At 57.1% G+C, this 22,117-nt stretch carries 23 protein-coding genes; 19 read left to right on the top strand and 4 right to left on the bottom strand.

Annotation, left to right across the window (positions count from 1 at the left end):
* Positions 1-4 precede the first annotated feature (4 nt).
* The 9 genes from AC1DTN_RS01830 (at position 5) to AC1DTN_RS01790 (ending at position 9,804) form a co-directional block, all read left to right on the top strand.
* On the top strand, positions 5-370 hold the full coding sequence (locus AC1DTN_RS01830; RefSeq protein WP_477919758.1) for a hypothetical protein: 366 nt from the start codon (positions 5-7) through the stop codon (positions 368-370).
* Positions 371-416: 46 nt separating this feature from the next.
* Positions 417-1,031: a M15 family metallopeptidase gene (locus AC1DTN_RS01825; RefSeq protein WP_477919757.1), complete on the top strand. Its 615-nt coding sequence runs from the start codon at positions 417-419 to the stop codon at positions 1,029-1,031.
* 43 nt (positions 1,032-1,074) lie between these two features.
* On the top strand, positions 1,075-1,737 hold the full coding sequence (locus tag AC1DTN_RS01820; RefSeq protein ID WP_477919756.1) for a glycoside hydrolase domain-containing protein: 663 nt from the start codon (positions 1,075-1,077) through the stop codon (positions 1,735-1,737).
* Between the two features lie 247 nt (positions 1,738-1,984).
* On the top strand, positions 1,985-3,469 hold the full coding sequence (locus AC1DTN_RS01815; RefSeq protein WP_477919755.1) for a hypothetical protein: 1,485 nt from the start codon (positions 1,985-1,987) through the stop codon (positions 3,467-3,469).
* Between the two features lie 20 nt (positions 3,470-3,489).
* A complete protein-coding gene (locus tag AC1DTN_RS01810; protein WP_477919753.1) occupies positions 3,490-4,185 on the top strand; it encodes a hypothetical protein in 696 nt (231 codons plus the stop codon).
* Positions 4,186-4,837: 652 nt separating this feature from the next.
* On the top strand, positions 4,838-5,536 hold the full coding sequence (locus AC1DTN_RS01805; protein ID WP_477919751.1) for a hypothetical protein: 699 nt from the start codon (positions 4,838-4,840) through the stop codon (positions 5,534-5,536).
* On the top strand, positions 5,533-7,173 hold the full coding sequence (locus tag AC1DTN_RS01800) for a S1 family peptidase (RefSeq protein ID WP_477919749.1): 1,641 nt from the start codon (positions 5,533-5,535) through the stop codon (positions 7,171-7,173). The genes AC1DTN_RS01805 and AC1DTN_RS01800 overlap by 4 nt, the downstream gene beginning before the upstream one ends.
* 28 nt (positions 7,174-7,201) lie before the next feature.
* On the top strand, positions 7,202-8,032 hold the full coding sequence (locus AC1DTN_RS01795; RefSeq protein WP_477919748.1) for a hypothetical protein: 831 nt from the start codon (positions 7,202-7,204) through the stop codon (positions 8,030-8,032).
* Between the two features lie 515 nt (positions 8,033-8,547).
* Complete coding sequence (locus tag AC1DTN_RS01790; RefSeq protein WP_477919747.1) at positions 8,548-9,804, top strand: hypothetical protein; 1,257 nt, start codon at positions 8,548-8,550, stop codon at positions 9,802-9,804.
* A 10-nt stretch (positions 9,805-9,814) separates the two neighbouring features.
* Here the strand turns inward: AC1DTN_RS01790 and AC1DTN_RS01785 are convergent, their stop codons facing one another.
* On the bottom strand, positions 9,815-10,156 hold the full coding sequence (locus tag AC1DTN_RS01785) for a hypothetical protein (protein WP_477919745.1): 342 nt from the start codon (positions 10,154-10,156) through the stop codon (positions 9,815-9,817).
* A 169-nt stretch (positions 10,157-10,325) separates the two neighbouring features.
* Positions 10,326-10,625, bottom strand: coding sequence for a hypothetical protein (locus tag AC1DTN_RS01780; protein ID WP_477919744.1), 300 nt, complete (start codon positions 10,623-10,625; stop codon positions 10,326-10,328).
* Positions 10,626-11,027: 402 nt separating this feature from the next.
* Here AC1DTN_RS01780 and AC1DTN_RS01775 point away from each other — a divergent pair, with 402 nt between their 5' ends.
* The 3 genes from AC1DTN_RS01775 to AC1DTN_RS01765 all read left to right on the top strand — a co-directional run bounded on the left by AC1DTN_RS01775 (position 11,028) and on the right by AC1DTN_RS01765 (position 12,348).
* Positions 11,028-11,342: a hypothetical protein gene (locus AC1DTN_RS01775; protein WP_477919742.1), complete on the top strand. Its 315-nt coding sequence runs from the start codon at positions 11,028-11,030 to the stop codon at positions 11,340-11,342.
* A gap of 200 nt (positions 11,343-11,542) precedes the next feature.
* The gene (locus tag AC1DTN_RS01770) at positions 11,543-11,914 is read left to right on the top strand and encodes a cell surface protein (protein ID WP_113322861.1); all 372 of its coding nucleotides are present in this window, start codon (positions 11,543-11,545) and stop codon (positions 11,912-11,914) included.
* A 155-nt stretch (positions 11,915-12,069) separates the two neighbouring features.
* Positions 12,070-12,348: a hypothetical protein gene (locus AC1DTN_RS01765; RefSeq protein WP_477919741.1), complete on the top strand. Its 279-nt coding sequence runs from the start codon at positions 12,070-12,072 to the stop codon at positions 12,346-12,348.
* A 60-nt stretch (positions 12,349-12,408) separates the two neighbouring features.
* Here AC1DTN_RS01765 and AC1DTN_RS01760 read toward each other — a convergent pair whose 3' ends face one another.
* Positions 12,409-13,380 (bottom strand): oxidoreductase, encoded by a 972-nt coding sequence (locus AC1DTN_RS01760; protein WP_477919740.1) that lies wholly within the window; start codon positions 13,378-13,380, stop codon positions 12,409-12,411.
* Between the two features lie 225 nt (positions 13,381-13,605).
* On the opposite strand from AC1DTN_RS01760, the gene AC1DTN_RS01755 reads away from it, so the two are divergent.
* Positions 13,606-14,271 (top strand): class I SAM-dependent methyltransferase, encoded by a 666-nt coding sequence (locus AC1DTN_RS01755; RefSeq protein WP_477919739.1) that lies wholly within the window; start codon positions 13,606-13,608, stop codon positions 14,269-14,271.
* Positions 14,272-14,287: 16 nt separating this feature from the next.
* The gene (locus AC1DTN_RS01750) at positions 14,288-14,956 is read left to right on the top strand and encodes a TetR family transcriptional regulator (RefSeq protein WP_477919890.1); all 669 of its coding nucleotides are present in this window, start codon (positions 14,288-14,290) and stop codon (positions 14,954-14,956) included.
* Here the strand turns inward: AC1DTN_RS01750 and AC1DTN_RS01745 are convergent.
* Positions 14,953-15,882, bottom strand: a complete 930-nt coding sequence (locus AC1DTN_RS01745; RefSeq protein WP_477919738.1) for a LysR family transcriptional regulator — start codon at positions 15,880-15,882, stop codon at positions 14,953-14,955. The genes AC1DTN_RS01750 and AC1DTN_RS01745 overlap by 4 nt on opposite strands.
* 129 nt (positions 15,883-16,011) lie before the next feature.
* Between AC1DTN_RS01745 and AC1DTN_RS01740 the strand changes: the two genes are divergently transcribed.
* From AC1DTN_RS01740 to AC1DTN_RS01720, 5 genes are all read left to right on the top strand, one after another.
* Positions 16,012-16,851 (top strand): oxidoreductase, encoded by an 840-nt coding sequence (locus AC1DTN_RS01740; RefSeq protein ID WP_113322867.1) that lies wholly within the window; start codon positions 16,012-16,014, stop codon positions 16,849-16,851.
* Between the two features lie 27 nt (positions 16,852-16,878).
* Positions 16,879-17,760, top strand: a complete 882-nt coding sequence (locus AC1DTN_RS01735) for an aldo/keto reductase (protein WP_113322868.1) — start codon at positions 16,879-16,881, stop codon at positions 17,758-17,760.
* Between the two features lie 588 nt (positions 17,761-18,348).
* Positions 18,349-19,626, top strand: a complete 1,278-nt coding sequence (locus AC1DTN_RS01730) for an alpha/beta hydrolase (protein ID WP_477919736.1) — start codon at positions 18,349-18,351, stop codon at positions 19,624-19,626.
* Positions 19,627-19,702: 76 nt separating this feature from the next.
* Positions 19,703-20,953: an NAD(P)/FAD-dependent oxidoreductase gene (locus AC1DTN_RS01725; RefSeq protein ID WP_477919734.1), complete on the top strand. Its 1,251-nt coding sequence runs from the start codon at positions 19,703-19,705 to the stop codon at positions 20,951-20,953.
* 89 nt (positions 20,954-21,042) lie between these two features.
* Positions 21,043-22,080: a 4-hydroxyproline epimerase gene (locus AC1DTN_RS01720; protein WP_113322872.1), complete on the top strand. Its 1,038-nt coding sequence runs from the start codon at positions 21,043-21,045 to the stop codon at positions 22,078-22,080.
* The last annotated feature ends 37 nt before the right edge of the window (positions 22,081-22,117 follow it).

Genomic DNA, 22,117 nt, shown 5'->3' with positions numbered 1-22,117 from the left:
TTCCATGGCAATAGATTTCGACGTTGGCGCCACTGTAGCTGCCCTGACGGACGCTGTTCAGAAACAGGCAAAACAGGGCTGGAGCAAGATCTCTGGCCTGATCGCACAGCAATCGAAAATGATGGCGCAGCAGGCCGCTTGGATCACAGAGAGCAGCATCAAGGGTGCGCTGAAGGACGATCCGGTCTTGCAACATATGTTCGCCGACTGGCTCGCGGATTCCGTGAGGAGCCTTGCAAAAGACGTGGCGGCGCTGTCGATCTTGACGGCTGAGAAGGTCTGGAACGCCGCCGTGAAGGTGCTTTGGGGAGCAATCAACAAGGTCCTATCGAGCGCAAGCGCGGGCCTTCTGGTTCTCCCCGCGCTTTAAAGCGCGCAATCCGTCAGCCGCTGAAAAGAGAAAGGGGAGATTCCTCATGGCCAAGACACCGACAGCCGCGCAGAGCGAGGCAGACTATTATCTTAGTATGGTGCCGTTGCACGACATGTTGCCAATCAATGCGGGGCTGAGGTCCGCGCAAGAAGAGACCATGATATCGCTACTTGGCTCCCCTCAAACTCCTCTTACGACCCATGACCAGCCTGACAAGGCAAGCCCACTCGTAAAAGCGCTGAAGGTTACAGAGAAGCTTTCGGCCAACATAAAGGCCACAGGGATCCGGCCGGCGATTGCCAGCCTCGGCCAGGTGCTGGAGAAGGCCATCGCTCAGGAAGCGGAGGATGGCCACAACTTTGATGCGGTGCTCGATGACGCCGGCATGCTTGTCGTCCGCTATCGCAAGCCCACGAATGGGCATCCATCGACAAAAATAAGCAATCACTCCTGGGGCACTGCAATCGACCTCAGGATAGTGGGTCACGATGCACCAGGGAACACGCATGGCATGATCCCACGTTTCATCGCCGTGCTACTGCCGTTCTTCAATCAGGCAGGCTGGTATTCAGGCATCGGCTTTGCCGACACGATGCATTTCGAAGTGGCGGACAGCACGATTCACAAATGGGCAATTGAGGGAGATCTGAAACCCTGACCGGGCTCGGCGGTCACCCGGGCAGCAAACTAAGGAGACGATAATGGCGGGTTTTTCTGGCTTCGATAGCTCAGCGTTTCCTGGGCTTGAGATTACGAGTTGGCTGAAGGCCAATACCAACCTTCACTGGTGCGGATTCTACCTCGGTCCCGCGCCAAGCCACTCCGGCAAAGACTGGATGGCTCACCGTGCCGAATTAGTAGAGCAAGGTTGGGGCATTGCCCCGCTGTATGTGGGCCAGCAAGTCGTAGGAAAGGGCAGTAAGTTGTCCTCCGGTCCTCAGGGTAAGACTGACGGCAAACAGGCGGTTTCGCTGATGAAATCGGCAGGGTTTCCGGCCGGAACCTTTGTCTATATAGACCTAGAAAACGGTCCACCTCTAAAGCCTGTGCAGCGCGCCTATCTCGGGGCTTGGGTGGATACAGTGGCGGGAGATGGCTTCTGCCCGGGCGTCTATTGTTCACATGGATTCGCCCAGGAAGTGCATACGCTGCGTCCCGCAGCACGCGTCTGGGCCTTCAATGTATCCACTACCAGCACACACGCGGTCCCCGGCAACAATTTCCCAGATTCCCATCCCTCAGGTTCAGGGTTTACAGGGTCATTTGTCTGGCAACTGGCGCAAAACGCTGTGATCGATGCTAAGTCGCCGCAAAAGCTCAAAGTTGACTTGGACACAGCTTTAACACCGGATCCGGGCAGGTGAAGCTCGAGATTGTGTGCTGAGGCCATTCAATGTCGATGCCGTTTAGCGATCGAGGTTTTCAGAGGAGACAAAGGCTAAGCGAGGCGCGCCGTGGGTTCGCCAGGAGGGAAACATGAGAGCCTTGCCAAAATGTCCAGTGGGTATTGCCTGCCTTTGTGCGGTTATCTGGATATTCAGTGGTCCCAGTGACTTGCCGATTGTGTCAACTCTACTTACCTCACTGATTACTCTGCTAGGTGCCGCTGGGATGTTCTACATGCCATGGCCGCAAACCACCGCAAACGGGACCGCCACCCAACTACGCTGGAGGCGTTTAAGCTGGCGGCCATTTATCGACACTCAATTATTGCATCGAGCCTTCGCGCGTGACGCTGGGACGCTTGCGTTGCTCGTGCTTGTTTCTGCACTGATTTCACCCGCGACTCCGCTACAGGCCCAGACAGGTTCGCCCGCCGCTACATCGTTCATTGCAAAGGGGCGGGATTGCGGCGCGGCAGAAGTGCGTAAAGTCTATCGGACTTCTCGGCCGCCGAAGGGCGAGAAAATTAACTCCGACGACCGTAAGGACGTGCAGTTAGAAGATATAATTACGATCGAGATCGCCGGACTAGACGCCCTTATGGATTGCGCGGCAAAACTCAACAGGCCCGTCATCCTCTACCTCGATTCGCGACCATTCCCCAGTCTCACTCCCTACATAAGGACCGGCGACTCTCTCGTCTTCGACCTTGCCATCCACCGGACCGAGGGCGCTACGCCCGAGCCTTGGGACCGTGTCCTCGGCAAGCCCTCACTGACCTCGCGACCAGTCCCGGTCAGCGTCGGACTGGCGGAAGAAGGGCCAATCACAAGCGGCCAGGAAGTGAGGCTCGATCCAATCGCGAGCTGGTATTTCATCCTCTGGGTGGTGATCTTCGGCCTGCTGATCATCGCTTTCGGCCTGCTGATGCGGCGCACGACCATCCTGCGCAACGGTCTGACTGACCCGGAGGCGCCCGATGCCAAGGGCTCCTTCAGCCTCGCCAAGAGCCAGGCAGCCTGGTGGTTCTTCTTCATCCTTGCGTCGTATATCCTCATCGGCACCGTCACTGGAGACTTCACCGGATCTGTCAACGCCACCGCGCTGACCCTTCTCGGAATCGGTGGTGCGACGGCAGCGCTGGGCGCGATGATCGACAGTCAGAATCCCGAGGCAGCGGCGGCTCAACGCGGAAAGTCGCTTGCCGACAAGAAGGTGGAGGAAAAGGACCTCACCGACGAAATCGCAACGCTCGAGGGCGAAATCAACTCAATTAAGGTTACGATTACTGCGGCTGAGCAGGCGATCAAAGCAATGGAGACCGACAACTCACAGGCCGATCTGCAGGCAAAGCAGGACACGATCGAGAGGAAGCGGAAGGAGCTCACTGATCAACGTACGGAAGCTGAGGAAAAGCGGATCAAGCGAATGGGAAAGGAAGGCCGCCTCGCAGCGGTGCGCTCACAGATCCGCAAACTGCGAGGCGAATCTGAAGGATTCTGGCAGGACATCGTTAGCGACGCCAACGGTGTAAGCTTCCACCGCTTCCAGATGGTCGCTTGGACGATCTTGCTCAGCTTGGTGTTCGTCCTCGACGTCTACAAGCGCTTGGCGATGCCCACATTCGACGCGACCCTGCTGGGGCTCATGGGAATCAGTTCGGCCACCTATCTTGGCCTTAAGACAACGGAGCCTACGACTCCGACGAAGTGACTCGCTCCAAGGGGGGTTCTATGCCTGACACAGAATTGGCAGCTTTGCTCGGCGAAATCGCAACCGGTGTCGGGCTTCTGGGGACCGCCGGCAGTGCCCTTTGGGCGGTGTTGCAATATCACCGGAACAGCAAAGACCAGCAGGCGGAGCGCGCGCGGACCAAAGCTGTCAACGCCGCTAGTGAGATGGAAATATTCCACAACGATGACGCTGTGCAGTCCGCGATGAGCATGATCGACTATTGTGAGATGCCCGATTACACAATGCCCGGCAACGCAATGCCAGAGGTGCCCCCGCTCTTCATAAACCCCGGAGAATTCTCTGCTGCGCTACGTAATCACACCGATAGCATCAAGAGCCTTGCCACCAACCCCACCTCTGAGAAGTCGGAGCTGTTTACCACGAACGAGCGGAAAATAAGGGATTTGATCGACGGCTTCCTTGGGCGGCTGGAAAGGATCGATAATCTGATCGCGAGGGGCGTGATCGACGCAGGGGATTTCGAAAGGCTATTTAGCTATTGGCTGCAGCTAATCGGCGAAATTCCCCAACCGGGAGATACCCTCAATCACTTTGACGACGCCCGCCGGCGCGCCCTGTGGCAATACATCCGGACTTACCGATTTGACGGCGTGGTCAGATTGTTCGGAAGATATGGTCGTGCAGCAACCGTTGCAGCTGATCCCGACGCGGCGTTCAAGTTTAGGGATCGCTAAAAACTTGCGCTGCGCGTTACTCGCTGAAAAAATCCAACCAACTGACCTTCGCGAAAACATCTCGGCATAGCCGTGGAAAGCGTCGACGCCGCGCCTTGCCGCGCGAGCGGTTCGTTCTCTGGGGCTAAACAGGCCTGTACTCCAAGCAGAATTTCAGAAATCAATAGACACAGCGATGACATAGCGGCGCCCAGTTCATCCTGCCCGGCGCGCCATTTCTAAATTATTGATTTGTTAGAAATATCTTGTGAACAAGAAAATAAAACTGAGCACCAGCATGAGTTTGCGAGGTTGGCGGAGTGGCGCTTCCAGCGGCTGATCGTTCAACATTGCGGCAAGCCATGTGTGTACAGCGGACCGGTTTTAGGCTCGTTGATAGTTTCCTAACCTTCAACGTCTTGTTGATCACCATGACGCAAGCCATTCTCACACAGTCACTCGCCAGGGATTGAGTGCACTGTCATCTTGATTCCGGCCACGCGATCGCTCGGGCCGATCTCAGGTGGGAACGCGCGGGAACGCTCATTGTAATCACCTCGCAATTTCGCCAGAATAGGCCTTGGGCAATGCTCTACAATTTTGTTTTTGTCGCTCGCCGATATTCGTGAGCGCCAATTGAGTCGCCGGGTTTGGGTGAGGAGGGTCTCCCATAATGCAGCGCTATCTAACTGCGCTGATGACTGTAAGTGGTGCAGTCCTCGGCATCTTTATTGCCTTTTCGCGCGAGCCTGTGGCCGGTGCCGTGATTGGTGGAGTGCTGACCACAGTCACTGCCATTGGTCTATTTTTCCTGTCTGCCAAAGAGCACAAAGAGAACGAGCAAACTCTGATCAAGGCAGCCGCAACTTCGATGCTTTGGTTTTACGGGAGCCTTGTCGTTGCTACAGGGATTTTTCTCGGCGTTAGTCTGATCCCGGGTATGCCAACAAATCTGGATCTCGAGCGTAACGTGCTGAAGGCGTTTTTGTCTTCATCGGGGATGAAGGCAATCGAGGTCAGTGGCCAAAAGTATCAGATCGACCAACAGGTCACGGAGGCAGCGACTGCGCTCATCCTCTCAGGCAAAGACCTGTCGTCCCAAGCGACGGGCATCCGGGTATTCAGCACGAGTCAAACACCTGACCACCCTAACGTCGGCATTAACGTCGGCGGCGCCTACTGTGTCAATCTTAACAAAATGATCGCTTCGAATGGATCAGACCTCAGCAGTCTTGCGAAGTTTGATGGATTCACGAACAACGCCGAAGCCAAACTAGCTGGCAAGCTTCTCCAGGCCGTTGACCAAAACCATGCTGTTGACCTCGGTAAGTTGGTCGCTGATGCTTATTGCAATCCACAGGGCACACCATGAAGCACCCTGGGCTGAGCCGTCTTAGAGCTATCGCCATTGCTGCTGTATTTACAACGACGATGACAAACGCCGCGTATGCTGCGATGAGCGCCGACGAAGTCGTGAGGGTCCGGAATATTCTTTCCCATAGTGTCGTCCGCATTGACGCTAGTGACTGCCGCACCGAAAGGGGAGGAAAAAGTTGCGGACACTCCGTCTCTAGCACCGGCTTTTTTGCCGACGTAAATGGCCAGTTGGTGATCGTCACCACGCTTCACGGCGTCGCCTACTATCCCTCGATTCAGTGGATTGGTGGTACCTTTCGGCGCGACACCTCCATACTGTCAGTGAATACCGCTGCCGACATTGCGCTGTTGGAGGTTCCGCAACCGGATGATGTGCTCGCGAGGGGATTTGCTCCTCTGAAGCTCTCGCCGGCGCTTGCCACTGGCGACGCTCCTCCCGACTTGGCTGGGCACGACGTGATCGTACTTGGTTACAAGCTAGGCCTGGCGGAGGCCACGGCGGAGGACGCGAATATTCGCATCCTAGGCCCGGGCACCATTGGAAGCCTATTGGCTCCTGATGAGGATCTCGACAGCGGTCTGGCACACTTCTTCAAAAAGACGACTGCCATTCTCCAGTTGCAACACCGTCTTGATCCGGGGGACTCGGGTGGGCCTGTCATAGACAATGACACAGTGATCGGTATCGCTCACGGAGGAATCCAAGGGAGTTCACTCAACTGGGCCATGCCTGCAGGCCTCGTCGCGTCTGCAACTGAGAAGTCAGATAAGTTTCTATCTGGGGGGGCCAGCGACTATTCCCAGCAAGGAACGGTTCTTAGGGTCTTCAGTACGCAGACTGCACAGGCCACTGCTCATCCGGTCGTTCTGCCAATTCGGTATAGCTTTGCGCTTAAGCTGAGCCAGAACACTAGTCTGTTGATGGATTACGCCTCACGCATCGGGTATACGACCACCGGCGAGGACAATAACGGCTATTGGACATTTGGCAAAGGGCCCATTTCGCGCGACTCCGAAGCCTTTCCAGGGGGTGGTGGTAACGCAAGCGGTCTGTACGATTCAGAGCCACCAGCACGAAAGCAATTCTATCAGGAGACTCTTGACAAGGAGGCCCTGATCTTAGAGGCGATAGACTCTGCTAATGTGCAACTCGAATGCCAAACGCCTGATAACCTGAAGTTCGGCGAACCAGACCTCTGGCCTACATTTGATCCGGCTCTTCATCTAGACCAAGACCTCAGTATTGACCGGTTGGCGTTGGCGCGCGATCGGTCTGACCTTTTTATCTACACGCCAAATCCTTTAGATCTTAGCGGCTTTGGTCAGAAGGGCCACTTTAAGACGAGCCCAAGGACTGGCAACACGCTAACCGATCAGGACTTGAAGTTTGCACTCTGCTCGATCGGGCTTACCGCCCGACCAAGTGGCGATCCGAATCTTGTCCAGCTGCTAAATAAAGCAATGCTCTCAGGCAACGCCTGTTTTGCGATTTATCTAAGTGATGGAACGGTGCTCCAAACGATAATGGTTGGCCAGAGTCCATTTTCAGAGCTCGACCCCAATAAGCTGTACAGTGAGATGTTTCCTATCACCGGGGCAACAAGTGACTATGGACAGATTTGTGACTTCTAGGATCGGCGCATACGCTGTCGTTAGCGCAATGCTTGTTGCGATCGAACTTGTGCCTTTGCAACCAGCTCGCGCCGACGACTCTTGGCAGAAATTTTGCAGTGACCAGATCCCATCTCAAGATGAGTGGAACGCGCTACCCTTTATGATGGCTTTCAAGGATTTGCCTAAGCATTGCTTGGAGCTCGGACTCAAGACGCGGGTCGGGTCCTCTGACTTAACCGAGTCGATTCCCCTTGATGCTTCCAACGTGTCACTGCAGTTCGACGAGCCCGACGGTACCGCCAAGCTCGAAGAAGTTCCGACCGTCGGGATAAGCCCGATCGCGCGCGATATTTACTGCAGTCGCACGGCGGCCGATTGGAAGATAGTCGGTGCAAAATGCCCACTGTTGTCGGTTTACGCACCTCCCGACATTGGGAAGGCGCTTGCCTCGATTGGCTGGGGACCATCGATCTTCTTGGAGCATGGCCTGCCGTACGACCTCACCCTTTCTGGCAAGCTCAAGAACATATACTCGCCGAGAACGCGCCTCTTTGCCAAAACGATTACGCTCGATGGATTGACGGCGGATAGGGTCGAGCTGACGGGCTGGCTCATCACTGGCGACTTGGTTCTTTCCAACGACAAAATTGGAACCGTAAACCTCGGAAATACGATTGTTATTGGACAGCTTCGTATTGTCAACACAACGGCAGAGTTGGAATTCAATGACTTTGGGGCAGTCGAAGGCATTGTTGCCGGTGCCATGATCCACGGCGGAATAACCACGGACGCCTCTTCTGTAATCCCCTCCGCGCTGTGCAAACCGTGGCCGACAGGTCAGTCGCAACAAGGGCCAGTTCTAATTTCGACATGCTAACGAGATAGCCATTTTTTGGGAAACAGTGCCCTCGAGTTGGACTATCGCCTTTCTTCTCTTTGCTTTTCGCGATCTACTCTACGTCCGAGACGCCTACTGAGCAACGCGGTAATCGTAGCTATGTTTAGCCATTACCTTGGCAAGATCACTGTTAAGTGTGCTGTCACCGCATTCAAAAATTGGCTGCACAAACAACCACATATGGGTGCCCAGTTTCATCCTCTCCGGCGCGCCAATCCCAACATACTGATTTACTATCACTATTTGACAGGCCAGAGAATAAAACTGGGAACTAGTAGGAATGTACGCACCAACTGGTGCGGCAGCTCTCCGATCTATAGTCGTCACTATAGTCAGCCATGCATATGTGGAAGACTTGTTTTGTATTTACGGGCATCTGTAAATAAGCAACGCACGTGGGCGCTTCTTAAGCTTATTTCTCCGCCCTTATTGAGGATCAGGTCAATTCCATGTAATTTGCAATCCAAGCAACACCGACGCTAGTGGAGCCAGAAATGAATGGCGTAGCGTTTGACCGTGAGAAGGCGAAGGCGCTTCTAAAACACGTAGAGAGCCTTGCATTGAGCCGTGGCCTGAAGCTGCCGCCGCCCGACCCATATCCTGACCAGCAAGTGCTATATGAAAGATATCTTCGCTCGATGGGAATTGAGCCTGGCACAGTGGATATTGTGCTCGATCTTGGACGCATTCCTAAAGAAAAACACCCAGAAATTCATGGCATGATATTATCAATGCTTACAAACGTGGACTCGATGCCGCAAGATGAACTTAGAACGTTCTTACTGATGGTTAGGACAATATTTTCAGAACAGAGAGCGTCGGAGCTAATACGAACGCTGACGTCTCCAATATTTGAATCGGCACGCGGTGATGTACCCCTGCTCCGCCGACCGTTGGCGATGGGGGTATTTCCGTTTGCATGGTTCAATGGGCATTCCACATTGTTCGAAGGAAGCCCAATCTGCCTCTTGGCAACTGGAAGTTTTGATCTAATCGAGATATTTACGACTCTGTTTATGGCAAATATGAAAGACCCAATTTACGCGGTCGATAATTTACGTGAACATATCGATCATTATGTACGGGCATCGAAAGTAAAAAAGCCCGAGTATGGGCTCGGAGCAAACCTTGTCGATTTCGGAGACTATAGTGGTGTCGGTACGCGCTTAACTACGTCCGCAGAGCAGTTTCTCATGTCGCATGAACTTGCGCACGTTGCGCTCGGGCATGTTGATCGCTCGCCTAGGGCTGCGCTCCCTATTCTGAACCCTGCGCAGGTGCGGGATCGGACTGTCCGGCCCATTCCTTCAGCGATATCCGTGATTAACCCTGGGCACATTGATGAGCATTGTGCTGACGTGTGGGCTTTGACGGCGATGCTAAAGATAATGGAAGATCCGAAACACAAGGAAGAGGCCCCCCTCTTATGCGGCGGAGCAGCGGTCTTTCTTGGGATCGCGATGCTGGTCGAAGCGGCAGCTCAGCAAGCAGGCCTACCAATTCCTGATTCGCACCCACCAGCGCACAGTCGACTTTATATTATTGAGCTCGCATTTGAGCTGCTTGGGCAGCACGAGAACGCTTTTGTCGCTCGCCGTGTTAGTGAATTTGTTGCAGAGGTTGGCCGTGCATACGACAGCTTCGAGATGCCGCCGATGCTGGACAGATCACAAAATAAAGTCGCCGCGGAAGTATTCAGGCTTTTAGGGGTGGATTTGTCTGAAGCGCCCTACATCACAGACTTTCAATAACAAGATCAACTCAGCTCCATTCGCCCGCGCAAATCCGCCTAATTCCAATGCGAGCAAGCAAGAGAGAAACAGTAGCGGCCGCAACTGTTGTTGGCGCAAACGCGAGCAATGGCGAAATAGCTGCAACGAGGGCCGGAGTGTCACTCTTGCTCGCCAGATCTTCAACCAAGGAGTTGCCGCAGACTGCTTCCCGCATTTCTTTCAGATGTCCCCTAAACCAACTTTCACCAAGCTGTTCCTTTTGGTTGTCGGTTACCGTTGACCCCATTCTTGACGCCGAAAGTAATTCGCCGCCAAGCAGTACAAATAGCTGCTTCTCGGTTGGCGCTGAAGCGTCGTCATCAGTTTCCATGGCTCCCGTCCCTCAACCTACGTGCGTCGCTTCATTATTTATTGCAGGTCGCGACGGTTGCAACAGCCAACACGAAAGGTCTTGCCGAAAATTACAACAAAATGGCAGATTATGGATCCATTGCGGAGTTCACAGCCTACACGAAGACAGTGAGACGGTGCAATGGTCGCTATTCGCGCGTGCGATTGTTGCCTTGAATGCTCTCGGTATATATCACCAGCAGGATCTCGTTGAGCAAACATGCCGGTCGCACCCGCACGTCCATATTATCGTCAACCTTGTCGATCAGTCCATCTCGTCGCCAAAAGGATATGAGAAGATTATATAGCACAAACAATGACATAAGAGTGCCCAGTTTTATCCTCCCGGGCGCGCCATTTTCCAATTGTTCATGGTCATGACTTGGCAGCAGGCTCTTCATCGCGCCCGGCGCCATTGCTCTTGTCGCAAGCAAATCGGCTTCGGCCAACTTAGGCCTGATTGGTTCCCGCCTCTCCACCACCTCGACGATGTAAGATAACCCAGCGCGAGCGCCAGGGCGGCGACCGCAATTCCGGCGCTGATCACGCTCGTCGGCGTTATTCCGAAACTGGCGTGCAAGGCAATGTACTTCCCCGGCGCAGATCAAACACTGACTGATTTGCCGAGGATGTGAAGGACCGCGGTCAAAGGTTCTTCTTCCTGAACAACTGTCATTTTGAAGCTCCGATGCAGATGGTGCCGCGACCGAGCGTCCATTCTGAAGCCTGCCGCAAGCTTCGACGGGCGCCACGATACCATCGCTCCCCACCTCCATGCCTAGTTTCGCGCAACCTTCGGCGTCTATCTGCGGAAGTGATGGATTGTGTCGGGCGGGAAGCCGGAGGGTTGGATGATGACGAGAATTGTTGGTGTCGTTGGTCTCGTCGCGATGATGGCTGCTCTGGCGGGCTGTATCGATCGCGCCAATGCGCCGGTGCTCGTGCCGGTCGCTTCACCCGTTAATCCGCCTGGTGTCACCCAAAGCCTCTGTATGTCCGATGCCAACGCCATGTATGATGAGGCAAACAAGCAGTACGACCTGCGTGCGCAGATGACCGGGCACCGCGACGCGATGGAACGGGAAACCAATGCAAGCGGCGCGGCTCACAGGCAATATGTCTCCTGCGTCGCAAGCCAGGGCTACCGTCCTTTGTACGCGAATTGAGAACGGTGAATTCACACAGCTGATGAATTGTCGCAGGCGCTGCTCTCGCGGCTTTTGCAAAATCGCAATTTTTGATTTTTTGTGTCTTTCAGTCACGCCGGATCGCCTGCAATCACAAGTGTAGGAAGCTGCGTGTCGTGATGGAACTTCGCGCGTATAGAACGCATTTTTCATAGGTAAATCCAGAAGGAGGGTTTATCATGAAAATGCTTAATCTAGCCCCAGCCGCCTTTGCGCTCAGCGCTCTTCTCGCCCTCTCGTCTACCGTTCCCGCGCTGGCGGCGCCCGTTCAGCAGGCCCGGATCCCGGTCCCATCGAATGTGGAAATGGTGCAATATAAAGCACATGCCGGCTATTGGCATGGCTATCATGGATTCCGCACGGAACGCCCCGGTACCCGCCGTCACTCCGACGGCTACTGGTATCCGCTTGCCGCGTTCGGCGTTGAAGCCGGCACCACGGGCTCGATTGTCCGCGAACCCGTCAACCGCCCCGAGCCGAAAACTATGTGCAACCCCTCGTTTAATGGCACGATCGGCCCCGGCAGCATGCCCTGTGACAACGGCTATTGAGCCGGCAAAGAAAAAGGCGGCCAAAAGCCGCCTTTTTCTTTGCCGCAATCGGAACTCACGTCGTCGTGATCGCCGTTTCAAGGCAGTAGAATATGACAATTCCGCTTCCTAGTTCCTTGGCGTAAATTCCAACCATCCTCCCAAGGAGACAAGAAATGATCAATGTCGTGAAGAATGGCCTCGTGGCCGTAGCCTTTGGCACAATCATCACCGTTTCGGCTTTCGCATCTGCCAACGCAGCCCCGGCGCAACAGCAGCAGCAGGTCGTAAAGCAGCAGAAGAACACGACCGCTCGCAATGAGCCCCACACCACGGGTTCGGTCAATGGTACTTCCAGCAGCTCCGAACCTTACCAGTATGGCCGGAAGAAGTCGCTCAACATGGCTTGCGGCCTGCGCTTCAACCCGACCAGCAGCTCGGGCTGCAACTATTGAACGCGGATTGCAGGCATAGGGGAGGGAACTGACATCCCTGTCACGAAAAGAGGGCAGCCTTCATGGCTGCCTTTTTCGTTCCAGGGAAGCCTCGGTCACGATGTCGAGGGAGAGCCCGGTCAGATCTTCAGAGACCTGCCACAGCTTTCGCCAGACCGTTTTGTCCTGCGCTGCGTGAACAATCTTTGCGAGCCTCGGCGAACCCTTCAGCTCATAGAAACCATCGGGGCCGTACATGACGCCGCCCTTCGCATCCGGTGAGGTCGCGGCAAACAGCGTCGGCAATGCGCCGGCAGCAGCCGACTGGGAAAGCAGAGGCTCCAGCAATTTGCCGAAACGCTCCTGCCAGCTTGGGCCGGTGCGTCCCATGCGCGGGCCCGTGCTCTGCAGGCCGGTCACGGCGTAGCCGGGATGCGCCGCCGTGCTCGTCAGGTTCCAGCCTTCCGCCCGGGCAATACGGTCGAGTTCCAGGCTGAACATCAGCGTTGCGAGCTTGGACTGCGCATAGGCTGACCAGTAGCCGTAGCGTTTCTCGCATTGCAGGTCGTCGAAATTGATCTTGCCGGAGCGGTGCGCAAGGCTGCTCACGGTCACGACGCGCGGTGCCTTTCCCGAGAGCACCATGGGCAGTAGCCGCAGGCTCCAGGCGAAATGGCCGATATAATTGGCGCCGAGCTGCATCTCGAACCCATCCTCGGTGACGTGGCGCGTCGGGATCGCCATCACACCTGCATTGTTGATGAGCAGGTCGATGCGCGGCAGCGAGGCAGAGAGACGAGCAGCGCAGTTTGCGACCGATGTCAGGCTCGCAAGATCGAGCGGTTCGAAGCTCACCTCGGCCCCGGCATGCGTCGCCCGGATCTTCGCGAGCACCTCGTTGCCCTTTTCCACATTGCGTGATGCGATGATCACACGGGCGCCGGCTCCGGCGAGCGCCTTGGCCGTTTCATATCCGATGCCGCTGGTCGCGCCGGTAATGACTGCGATGCGGCCCGTCTGGTCCGGTATGTTCGTCGTCGTCCAGTCAGTCATGGAAATTTCCTTTTGCGGTGTGAGGCGGCGCGGACCGATCGGTAAATCACGCGATGAGAATTATTGCATTAACTGCAAAAATGCAATAGATACAAAAATACACGAAATGTTGTTGGAAAAAGACATGCGCGAAAACGATGGATTGACGAGGCTGCCATGGAATTGCCATGCTGCGAGAGATCGTCGCATCGATAGTCAATCGCATTTCAGGCAGGTGGGATAATCATGATCGCAAAGACTGCATTCTCCGATTTCCTGCATTTTTTCCGTTCCTGGCTGAGTAACCCGCTGAGGGTTGCGGCCATCGCGCCCTCCGGCGATTCGCTCGCGCGGATCATGACCAGCGAGATCGCGGCGCTGGACGGTCCGATCATCGAGCTCGGGCCGGGCACCGGCGTCTTTACCCGCGCGCTGCTTGCGCGCGGCATCAGCGAATCCGATCTGACGCTCATCGAATATGGTCCTGAATTCATCGGATCGCTTCAAAAGCGTTTTCCCGATGCACGCATCCTGCAGATGGATGCCGCCCATCTGGCGCAGGCCGATATTTTCGAAGGTGAACCTGTCGGCGCCGTCGTCAGCGGTCTGCCGCTGCTTTCCATGTCGCCGCGCAAGATAGCCTCGATCCTGGCGGGCGCCTTCGTCTATATGCGGGTCGGCGGCGCCTTCTATCAGTTTACCTATGGACCGCGCTGTCCTGTGCCGCGTCCGATCCTCGATCGCCTGGGCCTGAAGGCGACGCGCATCGGCGGCACGGTCCGCAACCTGCCGCCGGCTTCCGTCTACCGGATTTCGCGCCGCAAGCCGCTGGAGCTCTCGCGTGAGCGCTTCAAATATCGCAGCAGCGGAGTGGATATGGAGATCGCCGCTTTCTCCGAAGCGGATGACTGAATAACATCTGATGCAAATGACAGAGAAGAAACTGCCTGAAGCCATCGAGGGCAGGCGCGAGCGCAAGCGGCGCCAAACCCGCGAGCGCATCGAGCAGGCAGCGATGAGCCTCTTTCTGGAGCGCGGCTTCGACGCGACGACCATCGAGGAGATCACCGAAGCAGCTGACGTTTCGAAGCGCAGTTTCTTCGATTATTTCCCGTCGAAGGAAGAAGTCGTCTTCGCCTGGCAGGATTCCTTCGCTGACCGGTTGATGGCGGCGATTGCCGCCCGCCCGCCCGGTGAGTCTGACGTCAAGGCGGTCGAGGAAGCCTTGATCGTCACTGTGACCGCTTCGGCTGACGAGCGCGCCATGGCGCTTGGCGAACTCATCCATTGCACTCCGACCCTCAAGGCCCGCGATCAGCTCAAATATGCCAAGCTGGAGCAGAAGTTGACCGACGCGCTGATTGCCCGCAAGGGCGGTGATCCTGAAGCGCGGGCGCACATGCGTTTGCTTTCGGCAATCGTCATCGGCGCGCTACGCGTTGGCAGCGAGGTCTGGCAAGAGCGTACCCAGGGTGTTTCGATGGAGGGCGTTTCAATGGAAGCCTTCGCACGCGAGATCTTTGGCGAACTCTGGAAGATGCTGGCAGAATTCGGCGATGAGACGAAAGCCTACCTCCAAAGCAATTCTATACGCTAGATAATCACGCTTTCCGTTGCCGGCGGCGCTTCGGATCGATGCTTTCTCAGGAAATCGATGAGCGCGCGCAGCTTTGCAGGCACCCGCCGGCGATCCGGATAATAGAGCGTCAGGCCGGACAGCGGCGGGCTCCAGTCGGCAAGGATCCGCACGAGCCGGCCATCTTCGAGAAAACGTTCGATATAGCCGTTGATCATGTAGGAAATGCCGATTCCATCGAGGGCTGCCTGGGTCAGTGCAGCGGAATCGTTGAGGATCAGCCGCGGATGGAGCGTAATATCGATGCGTTCGCCATCCTTCTCGAATTCCCAGCGCTCGACCTGGCCGCTCGTCACGAAGCGGAAGCCGATGCAATCATGCTGCAGCAGGTCGCGTGGATGCTTCGGCATGCCGCGGCGGCCGAGATATTCCGGCGAAGCGATGACATGGGCGCTGATAGGCGGGCCGATCGGAATGGCCACCATGTCCTTTGCCACCGTCTCTTCGAAGCGGATGCCGGCGTCGAAGCCTTCCGCGACGATATCGTTCATCGAGGCTTCTATCTTCACCTCGACCTGAATGTCGGGATAGGCATCCAGAAAATCGCGAAGCAGCGGCTGGATGGCAATCATATAGCCGGCGCGCAGCACATTGAGCCGCAAAAGGCCCGCCGGCCGGCCGACATCCGCATCGAGATCCTTGCTCGCGGCCGCAAGCTCGCCGAGGGCGGGAAGCACTCGCTCCAGATAGCGGCCGCCAGCTTCCGTCAGGCTCACGCTGCGGGTGGTGCGGTTGAAGAGCGGCAGACGCAATCGGCTCTCCAGCTTGCTGATCGTCTGGCTGATGGCGGACGGCGATACGCCAAGCCGAATGGCGGCAGCCGAAAAGCTCTTTTCCTCGGCGACGACGACAAAGGTTACCATGCCGTCAAGCATGTCCTGGCGCATTCCATTCTCCGGTTTCAAGACCGAGATTAATAAGTTTCTCTAAAAAGGCCATTGCCATTTAATGAGCTTATCGAAATTATCTCCGCGGCCTAACTTCCCCTCCACCAACAGCCAGACGGAGTGAAGGCCATGACAACAAGGGCTAGGATCCTTTTCATTACAGGTGTTTCCACCGGTTTCGGCCGCGCCCTTGCAGAGGCTGCCCTCGCCGAGGGCCATAAGGTGGTTGGCACCTTGCGCAATGAAGAATCCCGCAAAGCGTTCGAGGCGCTGAAGCCCAGCTTCGCCTTCGGTATGCTGCTCGATGTCACTGATACCACAGCGATCGCGCCTGTCGTTGCCGAGATCGAAAGGGAGGTCGGCCCGATCGACGTTCTCGTCAACAATGCCGGATACGGCCATGAAGGCCTCGTCGAGGAATCGAGCATGGAAGATCTGCGCCACCAGTTCGAGGTCAATGTTTTCGGTCCGGTGGCTGTCATGCAGGCGGTACTGCCCTATATGCGCAAGCGCCGCAGTGGCCATATCCTCAATGTCACCTCGATGGGCGGGATCATCACCATGCCAGGCATTGCCTTCTATCATGGCAGCAAGTTTGCCCTCGAGGGCATTTCGGAAAGCCTCGGCAAGGAAGTCAGGAGCTTCGGCATCCATGTGACGGCTGTCGAGCCCGGCGGTTTCCGCACTGATTGGGCCGGCCGCTCGATGGTGCGTGCGGAGCGTTCGATCGAAGATTATGATGAGGTTTTCGAGCCATTGCGCCAGCGCCGCCTCGAACGCAACGGCAACCAGCCGGGCGACCCCAAAAGGGCCGCGGCCGCAATGCTGACGCTCATTGCATCCGATAATCCGCCGGCCCATCTCTTGCTGGGGCGGGACGCGATCAGCCTCGTTCGTGAGAAACTGGGCTCTCTCAAGAGCGAATTCGACGCCTGGGAGCAAGTCTCCAGCTCCACCGATTTTGAGTGATTTGATTGACCAAGAGAGGAAAATACGATGACTGATTACAACGCAGCGAAATCCGGCACCTTCAAGATTGGTGGCGATATGGAGGTCAACCGCCTCGGTTTCGGCGCCATGCGCATTACCGGCGATGGCATCTGGGGTGATCCCAAGGATCATGCAGAATCGATCCGCACACTAAAACGCCTGCCGGAACTCGGCATCAACTTCATCGATACGGCCGATTCCTATGGTCCTGACGTTTCCGAACAGCTGATCAAGGAAGCGCTTCACCCCTATAAGAAAGGCCTCGTCGTCGCCACCAAGGGCGGCCTCACGCGCCACGGTCCGAATATCTGGCTGCCGCTCGGCCGCCCGGAATATCTGATCCAGCAGGTGCACAAGAGCCTGCGCAACCTCGGCGTCGAGCAGATCGATCTCTGGCAGCTTCACCGCATCGACCCGAAGGTTCCGGCCAAGGAACAGTTCGACACCATCAAGTCGCTGCTCGATTCCGGCCTGATCCGCCATGCGGGCCTCAGCGAAGTCTCGGTCTCCGATATCGAAGCCGCTTCCAAGGTCTTCAAGGTCGCAACGGTCCAGAACCGCTACAACCTCGTCGACCGCACCAGCGAGGATGTGCTCGACTATTGCGCAAAGCACAATATCGGCTTCATCCCCTGGTATCCGCTGGCGGCCGGCGATCTCGCCAAGCCGGGCTCGCTGCTCGACACGATCGCCAAGAAGCACAATGCCGCCCCGAGCCAGATCGCGCTGGACTGGGTCCTGAAGCGCAGCCCCGTCATGTTGCCGATTCCCGGCACCTCCAAGGTCAAGCATCTGGAAGAAAACGTCGCGGCCGTAAACATCACGCTGTCGGACGAGGAATTCAAAGCCCTCGATGCCGAAGGCAAGAAGCTCTTCAAGGCTGCCTGATAAACATAAAATCAGTCGTTTTCGTTTCGCGCCGCGCCGTCATTTCCCGCGCGATATCGAGAAAGGCGCAGCGTTGGTGGCATTTGCCGGTGGCCGGAATGATAGAGGCACAGGCCCGGGAAGGGCGTCCTGCGACATCGGTCCCGACATTTTGCCTTGGACGATCAGGCCTATATCGACTTCATGCGCGAGCATTTTGCCCAATAATTTGACCAGCTGATCAAAGATGCCGCAAAATGAGGCGCAGACGTGACCTCAGTGAGGCAAGCATTGCATCCAATGCATTGCTGCATTGCGGTATTTTCGCTATTCCCCATCAAATGAATTGGGTATTAATAATCACGAAGGCAGCGCACTCCTCCTCCCAGCGCTCCTTCATCGGACTGACAACACTCCTCCTCCCAGTTGTCAGTCAGGATCAAGAGCCCGGTGCACCTCCTCCCGCGCCGGGCTCTTTTCTTTTCCGGGTCATGCCTATCCCAAACTTTCGTAAAATTGACTCTCTCGCTGGCCTCGGACTATCTGGAGGCGCGCGGCAAGCGCATGTCGGTGGCTTGGCGCGATGACGCCTGAACCTGCGGAGTAGTCATGATCGGCGGATGCGGCGTTTCGCGCAAAGCCCTCACAGGCCTGCTCGTCCTGTGTATTGGTCTTGCATCCTGCGGGCGGCCGATCGGTGTCATGCAGGCGGCCGGCACGGTTCCTCCGGGCACATCGCGCGTCGATCTGCTGGTTGCCACAACCCGCGCTGCGGACAAGGATCCCGGCGTTCTTTTCTCCGGCGAGCGTGGCACCGGCCTGATGGTCAATGCCGTCGATATCTCCATTCCGCCTGAAGCCAATCGCAAGGTCGGGCAGGTGCAGTGGCCATCCCGCTTGCCTGCCGACCCGCTCAAGAATTTCGTGACGGTGGCGGTTGATCCGCTCGATGGCGAGAAGGCTGGTGAGAACTGGCTGAAGACGCATATGCCTGGGAGCAAGCGCGTCCTCATCTTCGTTCATGGCTTCAACAACCGCTACGAGGACGCGGTCTATCGTTTCGCGCAGATCGTCCACGATTCGCATGCCGACGTTGCGCCCGTCGTTTTCACCTGGCCGTCGCGCGCCAGCATCTTCGATTACAACTACGACAAGGAAAGCACCAACTATTCGCGCGATGCGCTGGAAGAGCTGCTGCGGCGCACGGCCAACAATCCGGCCGTTGGCGACATCACCGTCATGGCCCACTCCATGGGCACGTGGCTGACGGTTGAGGCCCTGCGCCAGATGGCGATCCGCGACGGCCACGTTGCCTCTAAGATCAACAACGTGATCCTTGCCTCACCGGATCTCGATGTCGACGTGTTCGGCCGCCAGTTTATGAGCCTCGGCAAGGACAAGCCGCATTTCACCATTTTCGTCTCCCAGGATGACCGGGCGCTGGCGCTTTCGCGCCGCATCTCCGGCAATGTCGATCGCCTCGGCCAGATCGATCCTTCCGCCGAACCCTATCGCAGCAAGCTGGAAGCGGCTGGTATCACCGTGCTTGACCTTACCAAGCTGAAGACCGGCGATCGCCTGAACCATGGCAAGTTCGCCGAAAGCCCCGAAGTGGTGAAACTCATCGGTGACCGGCTGATCGCCGGCCAGACCATCACCGATTCCGAGGTCGGCCTTGGCGAGGCGGTCGGTGCTGTCGCGATCGGCGCGGCCCAGACCGCCGGCAGCGCGGTCAGCCTTGCTGTTAGCACGCCAATCGCCATTTTCGATCCCCGCACCCGCCGCAACTATGACGACCAGGTGCGCCGTCTCGGCCAGTCAATGAACAATACCGTGGGTTCCGTGGGCGATAGCGTCGGCGCCGGACTGCCGGAAGATGCTCAGTAAAAAATCATAGGCATTCGCTTCGTTGTGATATATCACATCTCCAACGGCATCGACTCTGCCGTGCGGTGGACAAGACATGGCGAATGAAACGAATAAGACGGTAGCCGTCGTCGGCGCCGGTGTGATCGGCGCTTCGATTGCTTTCGAGCTGCAGCGGCGCGGCTTTCAAGTAACGCTGATCGACAAGGGTGAGCCGGGCAGGGGAACCTCCTACGGCAATATGGCGAGCATCGCGCTCGACTTTGCAGCCGGTTCCGGTCCGTCGACCTGGAAGAAGCTGCCGCGCTGGCTGATCGATCCGGAAGGTCCGGTCTGGCTGCGCCCAGGCTATGCGCCGAAAATCCTGCCCTGGTTCCTGCGCTTCCTCGCCGCCGGTCGTCCCTCGCGCCTGAGGGAGATCGAGGATGCGGGTATGAGCCTCTCCAGGATCGCGCTCGGCGATATCAGCACCATGCTCGACGCCATCGGGGCGCCTGAGCTGATGACCGACGAAGGCTGCCTGGCGATCTACGAGACGGAAGCCGAATTCGATGCCGATCGCGGCCATCTCGAGCTGATGCGGCGTTACGGCCTCGATTTCGAAGTGCTGAGCAACGGCGCGATCCAGTATTACGAGCCGACGCTGTCGCCGAAAGTCGCCAAAGCCGTGCTGATGCCGGACAACAAGTCGATCCGCGATCCCTATAAGCTCGTCGTCAAGCTTGCCGATGCCGCCAATGCTGCCGGCGCCACCTTCGTCTCAGGTCAGGCAAAGGGCGTGGAGCGCAAGGCTGACGGCAAGACCGTTGTCCTTCTCGACAATGGCATCCGTATCGAAGCCGATAAGGTTATCCTCGCAGCCGGCGTCCACACGCGCTTCCTGGCAGAAAGCCTCGGCGAGCCGATCCCGCTCGAAACCGAGCGCGGCTATCATACGCAAATCATGCAACCCGGTATTTCCATGCGCTATTCGGTCATCTGGCCGCATCGCGCCTTCATGGTCACGCCGACGGCGGGCGGCATCCGTGTCGGCGGCAATGTCGAGCTCGCCGGACTGACGGCCGCGCCCGATTTCCGTCGTCCGCGCGTGCTCGTGCGCCATGCGCAGCGCATCCTGCCCGATCTCAAGGTTCAGGACACCAGCGAATGGATGGGGCACCGCCCGGCGCTGCCGGATACGATCCCAATCATCTCGCCCTCATCGAAAATGCCTGGCGTCTTCTATGCCACCGGCCACGGCCATCTCGGCCTGACCTATTCGGCAACGACAGCGCGGCTGATCGCGGATATGGTGGCAGGTGTCAAAACATCAGTTGATATCAAGCCATTCCGCATCAACAGGTACTAGGGCTGGTCATGGCCGGAACCTTCGTCACCCGCAAAAATATCCGCGTCGATGGCGGCATCGCGCGTCACGTCTGATTTGGAGTTTGAAAGATGAGATGGAAGCGCACGATCCAGCTTCTGGATGTTCACGCCGAAGGTGAGATCGGCAAGGTCGCCATCGGTGGCGTGCCGAAAATTCCGGGCGAGACGGTCGCCGCCCAGCTTCACTGGCTGAACACCGACCCCAAGGGGCAGGAGCTTCGTCGCTTCCTCTGCCTCGAGCCGCGCGGCGCACCGATCGGCTCCGTCAACCTGTTGCTGCCGCCAAAGCATCCCGATGCTGACGCTGCCTTTATTATCCTGCAGCCAGACCAGGCGCATGCGAGCTCCGGCTCGAACTCCATCTGCGTGACCACCGCTCTCCTGGAATCCGGCATCGTCGAGATGAAGGAGCCGGAAACCATCGTCACGCTGGAAACCGCAGCCGGTCTGGTGAAGGCGACGGCCACTTGCCGCGACGGTCGCTGCGAGAAGGTTAAACTCACCATGGTGCCGTCCTTCGTCCACGAGCTTGATGTCGAGATCGACACCCCGCATTGGGGAAAGATCAAGGCCGACATCTGCTATGGCGGCATCTTCTATGCGCTGGTCGATGTCGGCCAGATCAACCTGACGATCGAGAAGGCCAATGCCGCAGCACTGGTGCAGGCCGGCATGATCCTCAAAGAGCTCATCAATCGCAATATCCACGTTGTGCATCCGGAAATCCCGGCAATCTCGGGCGTCGCCTATGTCATGTTCCGCGATATCGAGGCTGATGGCACGGTGCGCACCTGCACCACCATGTGGCCGGGCCGCGCCGACCGTTCGCCCTGCGGCACAGGCAATTCGGCCAATCTGGCGACCCTATACGCCCGCGGAAAGGCCAAGGTCGGCGATGTCTTCAAGTCGAAGTCGATCATCGGTTCGGAATTCGAGGTCGGTCTGCAGGCGGTGACGGAAGTGGCCGGCAAATCGGCTGTCATCCCGACGATCACCGGCCGCGGCTTCACCTTCGGCCTGTCGCAGGTCGCACTCGACCCCTTCGATCCGCATCCCCTCGGTTTTGCGCTGACGGATGTCTGGGGGCCGTCGGCCGGCGAGATCTAGAGCAATTCCAGCAAAAGCGCGCAGCGGTTTTGTGTCT

The organism is Rhizobium sp. 01T444, from assembly GCF_056398305.1.
Note: the sequence above shows the minus strand (reverse complement) of the source record. Positions and strands in the feature narration are given on the sequence as shown.

Bases quoted from the DNA above. Each gene is read 5' to 3' on its own strand.
- AC1DTN_RS01820 (WP_477919756.1), top strand. From the start codon at position 1,075: ATGGCGGGTTTTTCTGGCTTCGATAGCTCAGCGTTTCCTGGGCTTGAG.
- AC1DTN_RS01800 (WP_477919749.1), top strand. From the start codon at position 5,533: ATGAAGCACCCTGGGCTGAGCCGTCTTAGAGCTATCGCCATTGCTGCT.
- AC1DTN_RS01755 (WP_477919739.1), top strand. From the start codon at position 13,606: ATGATCGCAAAGACTGCATTCTCCGATTTCCTGCATTTTTTCCGTTCC.
- AC1DTN_RS01730 (WP_477919736.1), top strand. From the start codon at position 18,349: ATGATCGGCGGATGCGGCGTTTCGCGCAAAGCCCTCACAGGCCTGCTC.
- AC1DTN_RS01735 (WP_113322868.1), top strand. From the start codon at position 16,879: ATGACTGATTACAACGCAGCGAAATCCGGCACCTTCAAGATTGGTGGC.
- AC1DTN_RS01765 (WP_477919741.1), top strand. From the start codon at position 12,070: ATGATCAATGTCGTGAAGAATGGCCTCGTGGCCGTAGCCTTTGGCACA.
- AC1DTN_RS01750 (WP_477919890.1), top strand. From the start codon at position 14,288: ATGACAGAGAAGAAACTGCCTGAAGCCATCGAGGGCAGGCGCGAGCGC.
- AC1DTN_RS01760 (WP_477919740.1), bottom strand. From the start codon at position 13,380: ATGACTGACTGGACGACGACGAACATACCGGACCAGACGGGCCGCATC.
- AC1DTN_RS01745 (WP_477919738.1), bottom strand. From the start codon at position 15,882: ATGCGCCAGGACATGCTTGACGGCATGGTAACCTTTGTCGTCGTCGCC.
- AC1DTN_RS01805 (WP_477919751.1), top strand. From the start codon at position 4,838: ATGCAGCGCTATCTAACTGCGCTGATGACTGTAAGTGGTGCAGTCCTC.
- AC1DTN_RS01770 (WP_113322861.1), top strand. From the start codon at position 11,543: ATGAAAATGCTTAATCTAGCCCCAGCCGCCTTTGCGCTCAGCGCTCTT.
- AC1DTN_RS01775 (WP_477919742.1), top strand. From the start codon at position 11,028: ATGATGACGAGAATTGTTGGTGTCGTTGGTCTCGTCGCGATGATGGCT.
- AC1DTN_RS01830 (WP_477919758.1), top strand. From the start codon at position 5: ATGGCAATAGATTTCGACGTTGGCGCCACTGTAGCTGCCCTGACGGAC.
- AC1DTN_RS01790 (WP_477919747.1), top strand. From the start codon at position 8,548: ATGAATGGCGTAGCGTTTGACCGTGAGAAGGCGAAGGCGCTTCTAAAA.
- AC1DTN_RS01825 (WP_477919757.1), top strand. From the start codon at position 417: ATGGCCAAGACACCGACAGCCGCGCAGAGCGAGGCAGACTATTATCTT.
- AC1DTN_RS01740 (WP_113322867.1), top strand. From the start codon at position 16,012: ATGACAACAAGGGCTAGGATCCTTTTCATTACAGGTGTTTCCACCGGT.
- AC1DTN_RS01785 (WP_477919745.1), bottom strand. From the start codon at position 10,156: ATGGAAACTGATGACGACGCTTCAGCGCCAACCGAGAAGCAGCTATTT.
- AC1DTN_RS01725 (WP_477919734.1), top strand. From the start codon at position 19,703: ATGGCGAATGAAACGAATAAGACGGTAGCCGTCGTCGGCGCCGGTGTG.
- AC1DTN_RS01810 (WP_477919753.1), top strand. From the start codon at position 3,490: ATGCCTGACACAGAATTGGCAGCTTTGCTCGGCGAAATCGCAACCGGT.
- AC1DTN_RS01720 (WP_113322872.1), top strand. From the start codon at position 21,043: ATGAGATGGAAGCGCACGATCCAGCTTCTGGATGTTCACGCCGAAGGT.
- AC1DTN_RS01815 (WP_477919755.1), top strand. From the start codon at position 1,985: ATGTTCTACATGCCATGGCCGCAAACCACCGCAAACGGGACCGCCACC.
- AC1DTN_RS01795 (WP_477919748.1), top strand. From the start codon at position 7,202: ATGCTTGTTGCGATCGAACTTGTGCCTTTGCAACCAGCTCGCGCCGAC.